Origin of the sequence: Microcoleus sp. w1-18aA5 (assembly GCF_036701705.1) — a bacterium.
Classification (GTDB): Bacteria; Cyanobacteriota; Cyanobacteriia; order Cyanobacteriales; family Microcoleaceae; genus Microcoleus.
In genome coordinates, this window is record NZ_JAUPTE010000022.1 from 64,633 (window position 1) to 81,029 (window position 16,397).

12 protein-coding genes are annotated in these 16,397 nt (G+C 45.9%); 5 read left to right on the plus strand and 7 right to left on the minus strand.

Annotated elements, in window-relative coordinates; genetic code table 11:
• Entirely contained in the window at window positions 1–522 is a 522-nt protein-coding gene (locus Q5691_RS10860) for a pentapeptide repeat-containing protein (protein ID WP_333211488.1), read from the minus strand.
• A 227-nt stretch (window positions 523–749) separates the two neighbouring features.
• On the opposite strand from Q5691_RS10860, the gene Q5691_RS10865 reads away from it, so the two are divergent.
• Window positions 750–2,288, plus strand: coding sequence for a SagB/ThcOx family dehydrogenase (locus Q5691_RS10865; protein ID WP_333211489.1), 1,539 nt, complete (start codon window positions 750–752; stop codon window positions 2,286–2,288).
• A gap of 198 nt (window positions 2,289–2,486) precedes the next feature.
• Here the strand turns inward: Q5691_RS10865 and mnmE are convergent, their stop codons facing one another.
• Both mnmE and Q5691_RS10875 read right to left on the minus strand, forming a co-directional pair.
• Window positions 2,487–3,872 carry a tRNA uridine-5-carboxymethylaminomethyl(34) synthesis GTPase MnmE gene (gene mnmE / locus Q5691_RS10870; RefSeq protein WP_333211491.1) on the minus strand — a complete coding sequence of 462 codons (1,386 nt, stop codon included), beginning with the start codon at window positions 3,870–3,872 and terminating at the stop codon, window positions 2,487–2,489.
• Between the two features lie 50 nt (window positions 3,873–3,922).
• Window positions 3,923–4,132, minus strand: a complete 210-nt coding sequence (locus Q5691_RS10875) for a hypothetical protein (protein WP_333211493.1) — start codon at window positions 4,130–4,132, stop codon at window positions 3,923–3,925.
• A 636-nt stretch (window positions 4,133–4,768) separates the two neighbouring features.
• Between Q5691_RS10875 and Q5691_RS10880 the strand changes: the two genes are divergently transcribed.
• On the plus strand, window positions 4,769–6,967 hold the full coding sequence (locus Q5691_RS10880) for a tetratricopeptide repeat protein (RefSeq protein WP_333211495.1): 2,199 nt from the start codon (window positions 4,769–4,771) through the stop codon (window positions 6,965–6,967).
• Window positions 6,924–9,338, plus strand: a complete 2,415-nt coding sequence (locus tag Q5691_RS10885; protein ID WP_333211496.1) for a tetratricopeptide repeat protein — start codon at window positions 6,924–6,926, stop codon at window positions 9,336–9,338. Before Q5691_RS10880 ends, Q5691_RS10885 begins: the two co-directional genes overlap by 44 nt.
• A gap of 80 nt (window positions 9,339–9,418) precedes the next feature.
• On the opposite strand, the gene Q5691_RS10890 is transcribed toward Q5691_RS10885, so the two are convergent.
• From Q5691_RS10890 to Q5691_RS10905, 4 genes are all read right to left on the minus strand, one after another.
• The gene (locus Q5691_RS10890; RefSeq protein WP_333344813.1) at window positions 9,419–10,846 is read right to left on the minus strand and encodes a protein adenylyltransferase SelO family protein; all 1,428 of its coding nucleotides are present in this window, start codon (window positions 10,844–10,846) and stop codon (window positions 9,419–9,421) included.
• Between the two features lie 285 nt (window positions 10,847–11,131).
• Window positions 11,132–13,645, minus strand: a complete 2,514-nt coding sequence (locus Q5691_RS10895; protein WP_333344815.1) for a GH116 family glycosyl hydrolase — start codon at window positions 13,643–13,645, stop codon at window positions 11,132–11,134.
• A 196-nt stretch (window positions 13,646–13,841) separates the two neighbouring features.
• The gene (locus Q5691_RS10900) at window positions 13,842–14,447 is read right to left on the minus strand and encodes a Uma2 family endonuclease (protein ID WP_333058342.1); all 606 of its coding nucleotides are present in this window, start codon (window positions 14,445–14,447) and stop codon (window positions 13,842–13,844) included.
• 41 nt (window positions 14,448–14,488) lie between these two features.
• Window positions 14,489–15,034, minus strand: a complete 546-nt coding sequence (locus tag Q5691_RS10905; RefSeq protein ID WP_333211500.1) for a gamma carbonic anhydrase family protein — start codon at window positions 15,032–15,034, stop codon at window positions 14,489–14,491.
• Window positions 15,035–15,140: 106 nt separating this feature from the next.
• Here Q5691_RS10905 and Q5691_RS10910 point away from each other — a divergent pair, with 106 nt between their 5' ends.
• Window positions 15,141–15,650: a TIGR02652 family protein gene (locus Q5691_RS10910; RefSeq protein WP_333211502.1), complete on the plus strand. Its 510-nt coding sequence runs from the start codon at window positions 15,141–15,143 to the stop codon at window positions 15,648–15,650.
• 232 nt (window positions 15,651–15,882) lie between these two features.
• Window positions 15,883–16,320 carry a VOC family protein gene (locus Q5691_RS10915; RefSeq protein WP_333211504.1) on the plus strand — a complete coding sequence of 146 codons (438 nt, stop codon included), beginning with the start codon at window positions 15,883–15,885 and terminating at the stop codon, window positions 16,318–16,320.
• Window positions 16,321–16,397 lie beyond the last annotated feature (77 nt).

The window sequence follows — 16,397 nt, forward strand, 5'->3', positions numbered from 1 at the left end:
TCAATAGCCTTCGGGCCCGATAGTAGTGCGATCGCACTCGGCTTCCGACAAATCACCCAAGCGCGATCGAAATAAGTTGCAGCCCGCTAATTGAGCTTTGCTTAACTTTGCTTTCTCCAAATTAGCTCGACTCAAATCCGCATATCTCAAATCGGCATTCGTCAAATCTGCATTGTACAAATCCGCACCTTGCAAATTAGCTTTCTGCAAATTAGCACCTTGCAAATTGGCGTGACGCAAATTTGCTCTTGATAAGTTTGCTCTTGATAAACTTGCTTCCGACAAGTTAGCTTGATAAAGTTGAATGTCGCCCAATTCAGCCTCTTGCAAATCAGTTTTATAAAGATTAGCTTGCGTCAAATTTCCGTAGGGCAGATAAGCTCGCCTCAGAACGCTACCAGAAAGATTTATTTCTGTCAAATCTGCTTGAAACAAGTTATTTTCACTTAAGTCAACGGCGTTAAAGTTTCGCTGGCCCTCAGCATACTGAGCAAGCAATTCCTCAGCGCTTAGCTTTTGCATTTTCACTCCTCATGACGACAGCTACTGCAGCCAATCCATAACAGTAATTAATGGTTATTATTCTGCGTATTTATACTTAGGCATATTCTTATGTTAAGCTTGTGTAACAACAGTCGCATTTTTTCTAAGATTTTTTTTATATTTGTAAATTTCTGCCTTACTCGACCAGTAAGCGGTTAGTAATGTCAAGATCGATCGAGAAACCAAAGCCAATCCTCTACTGAAATATGCCAGAACATCCTCTCTCCATTGCTGAGCACTACCACGAACGCACCAAATACGACCCTGAAACCATTGCTGCTAAAAGCAAACAGCTAGATTGGACAGAGCAACCTGTGCCTTTCAAAGAATATAAAATTGGAGCGTATTTTGACCTCAAGCCTTATCTAAAAGATCCCTCGGAGGATGCCGATGCCGATCCCGATGCCGCTTGGTGGCATCGGTTATCTAGCTTGTTGCTGTGCAGCTACGGGTTGACGGCGAAAGTGCAGACGGTAGACGATAGCTACCTGTATTTGCGCTCTGCACCGTCGGCGGGTGGACTCTACCCAGCAGAGGTTTATTTAATCTCCCGTGGCACTGCCCAGTTGCCGGCCGGACTCTACAACTATCAGTGCAGAACTCATTCACTTGTTCATTTTTGGGACAGTCAAGTTTGGCCGACATTGCAAGCAGCTTGTTTCCAGTCGCCAGCGCTAGAAAATACCCAATTGGCGATCGCCATTACCACTGTTTTTTTCCGTTCTTCTTGGCGTTATGAAGACCGAGCTTATCGGCGAATTTTTCTAGACACTGGGCATTTATTGAGTAATATTGAGTTAGCTTGCGCCGTCAACGATTACCGACCTCACCTGATTGGAGGATTCGCCGACGAAGCTGTCAATGAATTACTTTACATTGACTCGGAGCAAGAAGGAGCGATTTGTATAGTTGCTTTAGCCGACTTGCTAGATATTGACCAAAACTTGCCTAAATTTAAAACAGCTTTGCCCGGAAACACCACCACTGATTACCCGAAAATTTCCGAAGGTCAACTGTTAAAATACCTTCACAAAGCGACGCATTTAGAATCAGACCCTACCGGAGCTGATGGCTGGAAAATTGATGAAAGTGAAGGGGAATTAGAGGATAAATACAACTTTCCATTTTGTAGTAAAGTTTCGACTGTCACTCCTTCGATTCCTTGGGGAGTGAACCTGGAAAATTTAGAAAACACTATGCTCAAAAGGCGTTCGACCCGTGCTTATACAGGTGCTTCTTTGAGCTTGGGCGAACTGCTAGCTATGCTGGATTTTACTTACCAGCCCCAGCACTATATCGACCAAGGATTAGACGGTTATCCCGACTATTTCGATCTAAGTTTGATCGAGACTTTTATTGCTGTTTCGGGAGTAAATGGGTTAGAAGAAGGCTGTTACTATTACGCTCCGAAAGCTCAAGAATTGCGACAAATTCGGTTTAAAAATTTCCGCAGGGAACTGCATTTTTTGTGTTTGGGGCAAGACTTGGGCAGAGATGCGGGGGCGCTGTTGTTTCACACGGCGGATTTGAACAGGGCTGTAGCAAAATATGGCGATCGAGTTTACCGCTATTTGCACATGGACGCGGGTCATTTGGGCCAGCGGTTGAATTTAGCAGCTATGCAACTGCGTTTGGGTGTCAGCGGTATCGGGGGCTTTTTTGACGATCGCGTCAATGACGTTCTCGGTATTCCTGCGGGTGAGGCTGTGCTTTATATTACAAGTCTTGGAAGACCTCGATCGTAAGAATAAGTCAATCGATTTTAGATTTTAGATTTTAGATTTTAGATTGAAGAATTGGCGTTGCTGATTTATGGTATGAACTACTCAATCTGCCAACAATGAAACAAGCGAGTCAGTCAATCTTCTGAATTTTCAAGTGATAGCGGTAAAGTGAGGATTGCAAACCTGTAATAGAGAGGTTTTACGTAAGTCCTACCATTGCTATTTGCCAATGCAAAATCTGCTAAATATTCTATCGAGCACTGATTCTGTCACTTCTTCGCCCGTAACTTCCCCCAATGCTTGAATAGCCCCGCGCAAATCTATTGTCCAGAAATCTAAAGGCAATTTATTGCTCATAGTATCTGTGCACTGTTCCAGAGAAATTTTAGCTCTGGTTAACGCCGCTGCTTGTCGCTGGTTGATTGCTAAATCTGAGTTTGCTGCTTGCAAATTTCCCCCGCTGACGGCATCTAAAATTGCTGTTTCTAAGTCTTCTATCCCTCGATCGAGGGCGGCGGCTGCGGCAACAATTGGGTGAATTTCTGAGGAAAAAGGTAGTTCGGTAATGGTGTTTACTAAGTCTATTTTGTTGATAATTATAATTAGCTGGCGGTGCTTTACTTGTTCGTAAATTTCCGAGTCTTCCTCTGTCCAACCAGATTCTGCGTCAATTGTCAACAACACTAAATCGGCTTGTTTTGCTGCTGCGCGAGATCGCTCAACGCCAATTTTTTCTACCTTGTCTTCGGTTTCTCGAATGCCCGCAGTATCGAGCACCTGCACCGGAATGCCGCCCACAACTAGCTGCGATTCTACGACATCCCGCGTCGTACCGGGCAAATCCGTGACGATCGCGCGATCGCTCTTACTCCACGCATTCAACAAACTCGATTTTCCCACATTCGGCCGCCCAACAATCGCTACTTTTAAACCTGTTCTCAACAATTCTCCGCGATCGGCAGTCGCCAAAATTGTTGACAATTCCTCCAAAACATGATTTATTTCCAAAGAAGTTTTAGCTTCATCTAAAGGCGGCAAATCTTCCTCAAAATCAATTCTTGCCTCAATTTCTGCCAGTACGTCCAAACAAGTTGTTCTCAATTTGCGAATTGGCTGCGCTAATTTTCCTTGCAAACCGGCCAAAGCACTTTGTGCAGCAGCGGGCGATTTTGCTCCCACCAAATCTGAGATACTTTCAGCTTGAGTTAAATCCAGCCTCCCGTTCAAAAAAGCCCGCAGCGAAAACTCTCCTGGCTGCGCTAATCTCGCCCCATTTTCCAAACATAACTGCAAGACTTGCTGCACAGCCATAATGCCGCCGTGACAGTGAAATTCTACCACATCTTCGCGAGTAAAAGAACGCGGTGCTTTCATGATTAACAATAAAGCTTCATCGACTAATTCTTGAGTTTTGGGGCGACGGATATGACCGTAAAGAATGCGGTGAGACTCCCAGATTTGCCGTCCTGGGGTGCGAAACAGAGTTTCGGCAATTTTTAAGGCTGCGGAACCGGAAACTCGCACAATGCCGACGCTGCCTTGTTGGGGAACTATGGCAGTGGCGATCGCTGCGATCGTTCCTCCTTTGGTTAATGATTCAGACATTTTTATTATTCACACATTCAAAAGTTCTTTCAATATCCTGTTTTTGAGTATCAGGCAATTGCTTGTCGATATTTGAGAGTATAAATCTCTAGTTTGTCATTCAAAAAATTAAAATAGCCGCCCTTTAGGGCAAAATGCACCAGTTTCCGGGTCGAAGCGTAGGAGATATTTGGTAATATTTTCCCTAGAGTCGCTAATTGCTCGTCGGCTGCGAGAGACCAGATAACTTGAATTAGGGATTCAACCAGTTGTACGTTCATTTGACTGACCTCCGGCTTGGTTGTTAAATTATACATATCTCATTGACAGGATAAACAATTTCAGCATTTTTTTTCTAAAATATTAGAAGAGCGTGGCAACAGCGAGGGACTTGGCGAGCCAATCCGATCGCCCGTTTGTCCAGTCAGTCGATTTTAGATTTTAGATTTTAGATTGACTCCACAAAAGAATCGGGTAGCTTCAACTAGGGTCTAAAATTTTGGGAGGCTAACGACTCCTGTGGGAAAGCAACTATCCGTTTTTGGGTAGGAGTCACGGCTCGATCGAACTTAAATTACTCAGCCACATATTTTGGCTATTCTGATTTCATGCGATAATGGAAAATTGACAATCAAGCATCCAGGATACCCGCCACGTGATTCATCCGTCCAGAAATAAAAAACCTGTATCCGATGAAACTTGCCCCCCGAATTTATCTGTGGGGTCAGTCGATTTTCGATTTTCGATTTTCGATTCTCGATTTACCCCACAGATAAATCTGGGAGCTTGAACTAGGGTCGAAAATTTTTATCTTTCCACGACTCCTGTACGTGGCAGCGTATCCGTTTTTGGGCTGGGTCAATGCTTCAATCTAAAATCTAAAATCTAAAATCGATTGACAGGGTAGAGGGCAAAGTATGATTGGTCAACTTCTAGACAGACGTTACCGCATCATTAAAGTCACAGACTCAAGTGAAGTGGGAAAAACTTATCTAGCAGCAGATACTCACCGTCCTGGGTATCCGCAATGCACGGTTAGAGAAATGCGACTCCCCGGCACAAGTTCACAAACTCCAGAATTAGTCAAAGTTATATTTCAACGAAACGCCGAAATAATTGAAAAGTTGGGAAAACACGACAAAATCCCGGAATTATTGGCGTATTTTGAGGAAAATCAAAGTTTATACTTAATTGAAGAATTTATTGCCGGTTCACCTTTAAGTCAAGAACTAATACCCGGTCAACCTTGGGATGAAGATCAAGTAATTGGTCTGCTATCAGAAATATTAGAAATTTTGGTGTTCATACACGAGAAGGGTTTTATTCACCGCAGAATTCAACCAGACAGAGCGATCCGGCGCGAGTCTGACGGCAAATTTGTATTGGTAGACTTTAGCTTAGACAAAGAAATTAACCCGGAACTTGCTAACTGTCATTTGTTGTCGCAAACTTCCCCGAACTCTGTTAAACGGCATGAGGCAAAAAAACAGGATTTGGCGGCCCAGGAGTTATACGTGCCGATCGAACAATTGAGCGGCAACCCCCGTTACAATAGCGACATCTACGCTCTAGGTACGATCGCCCAGCTTGCCGTCACGGGACTCTCACCCAACGAACTGAGTGCCTTAAAAAACAACAACAACGAAATTCCCTGGCGAAACCGAGCAACTTGTTCGGCAGCCCTAGCAGATATTATCGAGCAAATGGTGCGCCCCGACTGCGAGGAGCGCTATCAGGAGGCCGCCGAAGTTTTAGCAGACCTCAAACAAATCGCCGTAAAATTGGAGGTTGAGCCGCCGCCAGCCACAATCATCACGCACGCTATGAGTCAACCGCGAAGACAAAGCCCAACCAAACTGCTGCTGTTGGCTGCAACAGCGGCAGCTTTAATCTTGACGGCACTGATAACTTACTTTTGGCAGAGTCAAAGTCCGGCGAGATCAAAAGAATTGTTAGCCCGCGGCGTGGCCAAGGCGCAGCAAGGTGACACAACAGGCGCGATCGCCGATTATACTCAAGCGCTCGCCATGAATGCCACCGATGCGGAAACTTACTACAAGCGGGCAAACGCTCGCTACGACATGGGGGCAACCGAGCAAGCAATACAGGATTACACGCAAGCAATTAAAGTCAATCCTAGCCACACCAAAGCTCTCTACAATCGAGGTATGGCCCGCCTCGACATCGGGGACAAGCGGGGGGCCGTGGAAGATTTCACCCAAGTCGTGCGACTGAATCCCAGCGACGGTGAGGCATACTCGCAGCGGGGTTTAGCTTACTACGAGTTGGGCGACTACGCCCAGGCAATTGAAGACTACACTCAAGCAATTCGGCTCAGTCCCAACGATGCTACAGCTTACAGCAATCGGGGCTTAGCTCGATCGGCTGCAGGCGACAAAACAGGAGCAATGGCAGATTTTACTCAAGCCCTTCAAATTAGTCCCAAACAAGCTGGCGTATACTACAGTCGTGGTCGATCGCGGTTTAATCTGGCAGATTATCAAGGAGCGATGGAAGATTATACTAAGGCGATCGAATTGCAACCAGATATCGCTGATGCTTATACCAATCGGTGCAGCGCTTACTTGAATTTGGCCACCTACGACAAAGCGATTGCCGATTGCACCGAAGGAATTCGCCTCGATCCAAAAGATGAAGCAGCTTACAACAACCGCTGCATTGCTTATCTGAATTTAAAACAATATCAAAAGGCCAGCGAAGATTGCAGTTTGACGATCGGACTCAACGGCAACAATCCCAAAGCCTACAGCAATAGAGGATTAGCTCGATCGGCTTCGGGAGACAAGCAGGGAGCTTTAGAAGATTTTACTCAAGCAATTCGGCTCAATCCCAGCGATGCAGTAGCTTACAGCAATCGCGGTACTATTTACTCAGAACTAAAAAATTACCCTTTAGCGGTTGAGGATTTCGCTCACTCGCTGCGGCTCAACCCCAACAATGCTAGCGCTTTTTATAGCCGAGGCCTCGTCCGCCGCCAACTCAAAGACCGTGCTGGGGCGATCGAGGATTTTCAGAAAGCTGCAACCTTGTTTCTAGAACAAGGAAGAGCCGATGGTTTCCAAAACGCACAATCACAAATCAACGACCCTAAATAAACTCTTAGTTTCCATTCAGATGTTAAAAAAACAAGAAAAAAGGAAGAAGGAAGAAGGAAGAAGGAAAAAGGAAGAAGCTCAAATTACCAACTTCCCCTTACCAACTCCCCCTTACCAACTCCCCCTTACAAATTCCCAATTACCAACTCCCCGTTACCAATTCTCAATTATAGATATGAACATGGTTGGTCAACTTTTAGACAGGCGTTATCGCGTAGTGCAAATCCTCAGTTCAGGAGCTTTTGGACAAACTTATTTAGCTGTCGATACTCGCCGGCCGGGCCATCCTCAATGTGTAGTCAAACAACTGCGCCCTCCCAGCAACACTTCCACAGTTCTCAAAACAGCTTATCGCTTATTTAAACAAGAAGCAGAAATATTAGAAAAGCTGGGAAAACACGATCAAATTCCATTTTTACTAGCTTATTTTGAAGAAGCCAATCAATTCTACCTCGTCGAAGAGTTTGTGCCCGGACACGCCCTAAATAGGGAAATTGTGGCCGGTCAACCTTGGCGAGAAGAACGAGTGCTGGATCTGTTGCAAGAAGTGTTACAAGTTCTCGCCTTCGTACACTCTCAGGGAGTGATTCACCGTGATGTTAATCCCTCCAACTTAATCCGCCGCAAACCAGACGGCAAATTAGTTTTAATTGACTTTGGTTCGGTTAAAGAAGTTGCCAGTCACGTCAGCGATCACGATACAGAGTTTCCGCGCACCATTGCTACTGGAACTCCGGCTTATATGCCGATCGAACAATTTCAAGGCAACCCGCAATTTAGCAGCGACCTCTATGCAGTCGGGATGATGGCAGTCCAAGCTATCACTGGTTTACCCGGTACGGATTTGCCCAAATTGCAAGATCCGAGTCCTTCTCATACGGGGGAAATTGTTTGGCGAAACCGAGCTCAATGTTCTGTGGGATTAGCCAATATAATTGACAAAATGGTCTGTCACCAATTTGGCAAACGCTATCAATCTGCCGAGGAAGTTTTGGTAGCTCTCAGCAAGTTGAGACACCGCCAAGAGCCTGTGAATACGGCTAACAAGAAAAGTATTGCTCCCAGCTTAGTATCTTCTGATAGTTTTTATTCACGTTTGGGAAGTCGATTTTGGTTGCTGATTTTGGCGGGCGTCGGGGCAGCGATAGTTCTGGTATTTCTGTTTAGTTATTGGAGCCGCCCAAATCCGATTAAAGCTAAGGAATATTACGAACAGGGAGTGGAAAAGTCTCGCAATAAAGATGCGGATGCAGCTTTGCAGGCTTTTAATAAGTCAATTCAATTGAATCCTAAAAATGCTGAAAGTTTTTACCAGCGCGGTAATGCTAATTATGATTTACAAAAGTATGAAGAAGCAATTGCAGATTATTCTCAGGCAATCGCTCTCAATCCTAAATATGTTCAGGCTTATTTTAACCGCGGCCTAGCCCGTCACGATTTTAACGATACACGGGGAGCGATTGAGGATTACACTCAAGCTTTGAATCTCCAGCCAAACGATGTTGATACATATTATGAAAGAGGAGTTGGTTATTTAGAACTGCAAGATTACAAGGCCGCTATTCAGGATTTTACCGGAGTAATTCGGCTGCAGCCGAACCTTGTTAAAGCTTATCATTCGCGGGGGTTAGCTCGTGCTGGGAGTGGCGATTTGCAGGGGGGAATTGGAGATTATACTGAGGCCATTAAACTTGATCCTAAGAATGTTGATGCTTTTTACAGTCGGGGGAGAGCTCGCTTTCACCTAGGAGATTATCAGGGAGCTTTGGCGGATTATTCTCAGGTAATTGCGATCGATCCAAAGAGTGCAGATGCTTACGCTAATCGTTGCAGCACGCAGTTGAATTTGGGAGCGCATCAAGCGGCAATTGACGATTGCACTCAGGCAATTTCGCTGAGTGAGGAGGATGGGGTTCCTTACAACAATCGCTGCATTGCTTATTTAAATTTGAAGGATTATCCGAAAGCAATTGCCGATTGCACTCAAGCGCTAACAGTAAATCCGAATGATTTTAATGCTTTTAACAATCGTGGTTTAGCTCGCAGCGCCGGGGGTGACGCCCAGGGGGCGATCGCAGATTTTACAGCAGCAATCGGGTTCAATCCCAACAATGCGGAAGCTTACGCCAATCGGGCTAAGATTTATCAGGAGTTAAAGAATTACAATAGTGCGATCGCAGATTACGTGCAAGCTATTCGGATCAGTCCGAATTATGCTGCTGCTTACTACGGTAGAGGCATGGTTCGCCGCTCATTGGGAGACAAAGCAGGAGCAATTAGCGATTTAGAAAAAGCCGGCAAAATGTTTCTCGATCAAGGACTTACCGGCGGTTACAAAGATGCACAATTTGAGATTGAAAAGCTCAAGTAGTTATTAGTCAGTTGTTAGTTGTTAGTCAACAGTCAACAGTCAACAGTTAACAGTCAACAATGCCCCCTGCCCAATTCCCTTTAAGAGTTTTGAAGTCTCTTCACCAACTCATAAAACGGTTCCCAATTATCCTCAATAGCTATGGGCTCCCAAACAGCCTCAATTGTCGGTCTCAAGAGCGACTGTTCGGGATTGTGCTTCCGCAACCTGTCCGCCATTTGATCCATATCATCCGTAGACAAACTTTGCAAAACGTGATAGTAAAACTGTCGCCAAGGTGCGATCAAGTTTGCGGGTTCCGCCTCAGCAAAAATTAGACTAGCATCATCTCGCCAAGTGCGATCGAACTGCCTTCGCAATTCCCAAAAGAAATCGTGATACTCAACTTGAGAATCCGCCAGCATTTTAATTGTCAGCTTCAACAACTCATCTCCCTCCGCCTCTGGCAAATCCTCAAATCCCAATCTATTTAGCATTAACTGCCGATAAGCTGCATTATAATAATCGCCAAACTTTGCCAAACCCGCATCCATATCAGCTTGAGGAATCGCCGCTGCTAGCGGTTCCTGGAGCTTCTCTAAATTGTCCCTACAAATCAACGGTTGATTCCCGTAACAATAAAGACCAGAATAGTCAAAATAAGCGGCGGTAAATTCCGGTTTGTAAGTTGGGATAAAAGCGAAAGGCCCGTAATCGAAACTTTCTCCCGTAATCGACATATTATCAGTATTCAGCACGGCATGGCAAAATCCTGCTGCCATCCACTGAGCAACTAATTCAGCTACTCGCTGGACTAAATCTGCATAAAATAGCGCATATTTGTCCGGGGCAGAAAAACTAGCTTTGCTTGCTTCTAAATGCAGTTCTGGATAGTAATATTCAATAACAAAATCTAAAAGTTTTTTAGTTAAATCCGGGCGGCGGATATAGTGCAACCTTTCAAAAGTTCCAAACCGAATGTGAGAATGACTGAAACGCACCATTACGGACGATCGTGTCGGAGATGGTTCGTCGCCCCGCCACAAAGCATCCCCAGTTTCAACTAAACTAAAACAGCGAGATGTCCGCACTCCCAATCGGTGCAAAGCTTCGGCGGCTAAAACTTCGCGAATTCCCCCTTTGAGAGTAAGTCTACCGTCACCGCCCCGCGAGTAGGGAGTGCGGCCGGAACCTTTAGTGCCGAAGTCGTAAAGTCTGCCATCAGTGCCGCGAACTTGGCCGTATAAGAAGCCTCTACCGTCACCTAAATTGGGGTTATATGCGTTGAATTGATAGCCGTGATAGCGGAGTGCGAGAAAGGGACGGACGCAGTGAAATTTGCCGAACGCTTCGATGAAATGTTGGTCGGTTACTTGCGCGGGATCTAAACCCAATGTTAGCAATAATTGGTCATTGCGGAAGCGGAGAATATGCTGCGGAAAGTCGGCTGCGGGAACTTCATCAAAATAGTCGCCGCCGAGGGATTCGAGGGCTGGTTCGTAGTTGAGGGAAAGCAAAGGATTTGACATTTTTCTATTTTATCTTGAAATTGGCGATCGCTCCAAATTATATACAAGTAAGGTGCGGACTGCATTGGTGTCAACAATTGCCTCAGACCCTTTTTCTCTCTCGTTTATAGCCGAGTTCGATCCCCTCACATCTCCGGGCTTTTTCATGCTCAAATTTTAGCCAAGCTGAAGTTTGAGCATGAAAAATTAATGTCTTCCTCGAAGAGAAAAAGTTTTTACGGTCAATTTTATTGATAGTTGAATTAACCGTTTTCCTTGCTAAAAAGCGATTTTAAGGCTTGAATTTTAGTCAGATTCACCAGCTAATATACCAATCCCCTCTTTAAAACTGGTCAACACCCCGTAAATCGCCCAAATCGCCATCGCCCGCAAATAGTGACTCGCCCGAAAAGTTCCCCCCGCCGTAATCGCTTCCGGCGTCCGAAACTGCAACCCATTTTCATAAATCTGCTTCACCACAGCATCCGTCAATTTAAAAGCTTTCTCCTCCATCCCCATCTGTACCAAAAAAGCCGCCAACCCAAAATTAATCCCTGTCCAAACTTCCAAAGGATGAGTCGCATTCGGATTTTCCGGCGAACCATTCAGCATTACCCCATTCGCCGCACCGAACTCGCCATCGTTGAATTTCAAAAAGCAAGAATCGTACACAGTTTCTAAAGCACTAACTGCACATTCCGGCGGCACAATATCCGGCAATCCTAACAGTTTCGCGTAAAATTGACCGCACAATTGGTCTGCCATCACCACTTCGGAATTACTCTCGCTGTCCAAACGGTAATATTGACCGTTCCACAGTTTTTCTTGATAGCTCGGTCTTGCTTGTAACAGCCAACTGTGATATAATGCTATCTTTGCTTGAGGGTTAGGAATTATCTCCGGTGTTGCATCTTCCAAGATTTCGCCGATCGCGATCGCAGCCTCCAGCGCCGCCAACCACAAACCGCCGCAATACGCACTGATTCCCCGCATTTGCCAATCATCAAACGTCTGATCCGGTGCTCCCGAATTCTCAGGAATTCCGTCCCCATCCTCATCAAAAGTTTTCAGATAAGCCAAAGCCTCAACAATTGCCGGCCAACACTCTTGCAGAAACTCACAATCTGTGCCGCCAGTCAACAGGAAATCCCGATAAACCTGCAACACAAAATCGCAAGGCAAATCCTTCCACAAATTGCAATCTTGATAGCTAGTATAATTCGTTTTCTCCCAAGGATGTTCGTTAGGAGCACCCAAATCGTGGGGCGTTGCACCGACAGCTTTTCTAATAGCCGAAGCTTGATTCCAGCCAATAATTCTCGGCGTATCGTCTCCGGCTGAAATTGCCCTAGCGAAGGCTAAAACCACCGACTTTTCCAAATCCGGCCACAGCATCAACAAAGCAAAAGAACCGTAAAGCCGCACGTCTAAACTTTCATACCAGCGGTAATCAATGCACTCCAAAACCGCAAATTGACCCTTCGGATCGCGTTCGTCAGCCGCACTCCAAAGAGTACCGCCATCTGTCAGGGCGTATAACTCGTTAAACAGCGCCATTTTAAAACTGTCTGACAAATCTTTCCGTTCTAAAATGGGTTTTTGCCAAGCTTCAATATTTTCGCGCCAAGTATCCGAATGCTTCATTGCAGTGCGAATAATCGGCCAAGCATTTTTGCCGTTGCGGCCGAAAAAATCCGTATAGCGGCGATAGTACCAAACTCCCGATGCAAACTCAGTAACGGGCAAATCCCAAGCTATAATAAAGGGGATTTTGCGAGTTTTTCCCGGTCGAATAGTAAAGCGAACTGCGATCGCACAAGCCAACTGTTCTCCTGCTGCTGCGGCTGTCTCATCTTTGTCATCCAACAAGAAACCTTCAGCAGAAAAGTTGCGCCAAATATCGTCACCGTTCCCCGCCGGGTTCCAACGAGTTTGATAGAATACTTCTACCGCCGGATTAGTAATAGTGGCGATCGCCCATTGTCCATCCCCCTCTTGCGGTTCGTCCTCAGCAGTCAACCGCGTCATCACGCAACCGATGCGGTGAAAATCTTCCACCAACAAATTCAAATTTCCGGCACTTTCTCCCCACCTGGGTTGATAGTCATAAAATGGACTACCATCATCTCGAACCATCACTTTCGGCGACTTGTTGGCATTAGTAAACCAACCAACAATATTCTCCCAAGTCAGCATGATGCTGAGAGTAATCGGCGCATCTGTAGGATTGTGCGCCACCCATTCAAACATGGCAACTGGGTAACTGCTTTCCTGATAATTGTTCGGCAAAATTGGCGAAAATTGCTCGCAGCTTAATTGAGCCTTAAATACATTTTCGTATACAAACCAACTGCGCGGATACAAAGCATGATAAGTCCCCGAAGATTGAAATTTTTCCTTCTCTTCCCTTCTTCCGTCTGCCTTCAGAATTCCATCCGTTACATCCGTTACAGAATCCGTTGCCGAACTTCCTTCCGATGGATACCATTTCCAACTAGATAAACTACCATCTGTAGGCGGTTCAGTGGAGAGTGCAAAAGCTTGTTTTTTGCCTTGAGTTTCTTCAAAAACGCTGAACTGACAAGCGGGCAAACTGCGAAAAATGTGTTCGCCACCGTCAATGTGCCAGAGGTTGAAGTCGCCGCGGGACGATCGCCCGATGCAGCCGGCACCGAACCCGCCCAGAGGCATTCCGTGCCAGGGCCCGTCGTCGAGATTGCTTGCGTAGCGGACTGTATAGGGATTCTCCCAACCGATGCCGATGGGACGTTTCCATGTGTGCGGGGGGATGTTTGGATTGGAGGTGCGATCGTTATTCATGTGATTAATCTTAGCGCTCGATCGAGCTTTACAATTTTCTTTAGTGAATTTTAAAGTTTTATCGCTCGAACAAATCCCAATTTTTCCGAAGATTGTTGACGGTTGATTGTTGGCCAAAAGCAATTGGGTTCAGGGCTGCCAGATTAATCAATTCTCCCATCTAACATCTAAAATCTAAAATTTGTTGGTCGATCGCCTAACGCGGTAGAACATCATCTAACCGCAGTTGCAAGCTGGTTAACAAAGGAGAAATAATCCGATCGCCGAGGCGAAATTGTTGCTGCGTGTAATCTTGGTCAATCAGTTGGCAAACGGTGATAGTAGGTTGTTTTGGTTTACCGATAAAAGCCACGCCTCCCAATCCGCGATAATCAACTATCCAATACTCTGGAATCCCTAAAATAGCATATTCTTCAACTTTTCGGGCGTAATCTGTTTCCCAGTTAGTGCTGACGACTTCTACCACCAATTTAATAGATCGTCCCAGCGTAATCACAGGTTCTCTTTCCCAAAGAGGTTCGCTGACAATAGCAGTTTCATCTAACACGACAATATCGGGACGGCGGGCGGTAGCTGCATCTGAAAATGGACGGATCAAACAAGTGCGGGGAATGAACCAAGGTAGTTTTTCGGCTGCGATGGCGATGCCGATTTGAGTTGCTAGTTTACCGCTGACGGTTTCGTGGGGGCCTGTGGGTTCCATGTCAACTAATTCTCCGTCAGCGAGCTCGTAGCGGAAGTTGTCACAATATCGATCGAGGAATGTTTCAAAAGTTAGGATTTTTTGCGCGGTGTAAGCCATTGGAAACTAATAGTTTTTTGCTTAAAATCTTATTCTATCAACTAACCAAATCCCAACTCAGAACCTTTCCCCGCGTGAACCAGAGCCAACTTTTCGTAACGCTTAGCGTGTTCCACCAACTCGGCGGCTTCTTCCTCAGAGACATCCCGGAGGCGTTTGGCAGGCACTCCCGCCACTAGCGTGTGAGGGGGAACATCTTTGGTGACAACCGCCCCTGCACCGACGATAGAGCCTGTGCCCACCCTCACTCCATCGAGGACGATCGCCCCAATCCCGATCAGGCAGCCCCGTTCAATGTAAGCTGAGTGAATCACAGCTCGGTGTCCGACGGTCACGAAATCTTCCAAAACAGTCGGTTTTCCCGGATCGCCGTGCAGAATTGCTCCATCTTGGATATTGGTACTTGAGCCGATCGCAATTCGCTCTATATCCGCCCGCACCACCGCCCCGTACCAGATACTAGCGCCCGCTGCCACCTCTACCCTGCCGATGACAATAGCGCCTTCAGCGATAAAAGCCGCTTGGGATAGATCGGGCAAGGGCCAAGAGGAAGGAAGTGCAGACAGAGATTCGTTGAGATTGCTCATTTGTAGGTCGATCGTTATACTTCTAGCAGATTAGCTGGTTGTTGATACGGGATATAATAAAAGTATTTGGGACTTTTGCAGAGAAAATATGCTGGGACGCAAATAAATGATTGAAGTTGCCTTGCAATACCCGATGTTTGGCCCGGAAATTCAGTGTCCCCACTGTCGCCAAACAATTCCGGCTCTAACGCTCACGGATACCTATTTGTGTCCGCGTCACGGGGCATTTGAGGCAGATCCAAAAACGGGGGAACTGGTTCACCTTCAGTCTGGGCGGCACTGGCGCCGCTGGGAGAATGAATGGTATCGCCAGCACACACACCCCGACGGGATTCGGTTTGAAATTCACGAAGCGCTCGATCGACTTTATACTCAAGGCTACCGAGCAACTCGCGTGATCGTTGCTCAACGCTATCGCGACTTAATCAGCGCTTATTTGGAACGCAGCACGCCTTGGCGCGGGCAAGCGGAATCGCCCCGACCGAGACTGTACGGTTTGCCTGTGGATTTTAGCCCCGATCCTCAAGACGACCCTTGTTGGGAAGTGATTAATTTTGATTTGGAAAAAGAGCCGGGACAGCCGATTAGATATCCGTATTTTCGGTTGTTTGAATAGTTATTAGTCAGTAGTCAGTAGTCAGTAGTCAGTAGTCAGTAGTCATTAGTCATTAGTCATTAGTCATGAGTTATTAGTCATGAGTTATTAGTCATTAGTTAGTTCCTATTCCTAATGCCTAATGCCCAATGCCCAATGCCCAATTCCCAATGCCCAATTCCCAATTCCCAATTCCCAATTCCCAATTCCCAATTCCCCAATCTAAAATCTAAAATCTAAAATCTAAAATCGAATGCACCACGCCTCGATTCGCACTGCTAACATACACCGGGCGATCGCCTTTTACGAACAGTTGGGATTTACTGTGAGCGATCGCTTTACCACAGGTTACACCCTAGCCTGTTGGATGGAAGGTCTCAACGGACGCATCGAACTAATTCAGATCCCGGAACCAAAACCCGCACCGGATGCTTTCGGAGACGAGCATTATGTTGGATATTATCATTTATCTTTCGATTTAACTGAGGCGACAACTGACTTGCCTAGCTGGTTGCAGTCTCTGAAAGAACGGTTTGAGGAAGCAGTTAAAGAGCAACCCAATCAGTTTCAAGCTTTGAAAGTTTTGTTAGAACCGACTCAACAGGCGATCGGGCAAAATGTTTACGAAGTAGCTTTTATTGCCGATACAGACGGTTTGCCCTTAGAGTTTATCCGACGGATGAATAGCTAATTAAGGAATGAAAAATAAATAACTTAATGAATTACTCAGGTTGGGGTACGGCTCGATAATTCCATTTGGGCAAATAT

Bases quoted from the DNA above. Each gene is read 5' to 3' on its own strand.
- Q5691_RS10860 (WP_333211488.1), bottom strand. From the start codon at position 522: ATGCAAAAGCTAAGCGCTGAGGAATTGCTTGCTCAGTATGCTGAGGGC.
- Q5691_RS10865 (WP_333211489.1), top strand. From the start codon at position 750: ATGCCAGAACATCCTCTCTCCATTGCTGAGCACTACCACGAACGCACC.
- mnmE (WP_333211491.1), bottom strand. From the start codon at position 3,872: ATGTCTGAATCATTAACCAAAGGAGGAACGATCGCAGCGATCGCCACT.
- Q5691_RS10875 (WP_333211493.1), bottom strand. From the start codon at position 4,132: ATGAACGTACAACTGGTTGAATCCCTAATTCAAGTTATCTGGTCTCTC.
- Q5691_RS10880 (WP_333211495.1), top strand. From the start codon at position 4,769: ATGATTGGTCAACTTCTAGACAGACGTTACCGCATCATTAAAGTCACA.
- Q5691_RS10885 (WP_333211496.1), top strand. From the start codon at position 6,924: ATGGTTTCCAAAACGCACAATCACAAATCAACGACCCTAAATAAACTC.
- Q5691_RS10890 (WP_333344813.1), bottom strand. From the start codon at position 10,846: ATGTCAAATCCTTTGCTTTCCCTCAACTACGAACCAGCCCTCGAATCC.
- Q5691_RS10895 (WP_333344815.1), bottom strand. From the start codon at position 13,645: ATGAATAACGATCGCACCTCCAATCCAAACATCCCCCCGCACACATGG.
- Q5691_RS10900 (WP_333058342.1), bottom strand. From the start codon at position 14,447: ATGGCTTACACCGCGCAAAAAATCCTAACTTTTGAAACATTCCTCGAT.
- Q5691_RS10905 (WP_333211500.1), bottom strand. From the start codon at position 15,034: ATGAGCAATCTCAACGAATCTCTGTCTGCACTTCCTTCCTCTTGGCCC.
- Q5691_RS10910 (WP_333211502.1), top strand. From the start codon at position 15,141: ATGATTGAAGTTGCCTTGCAATACCCGATGTTTGGCCCGGAAATTCAG.
- Q5691_RS10915 (WP_333211504.1), top strand. From the start codon at position 15,883: ATGCACCACGCCTCGATTCGCACTGCTAACATACACCGGGCGATCGCC.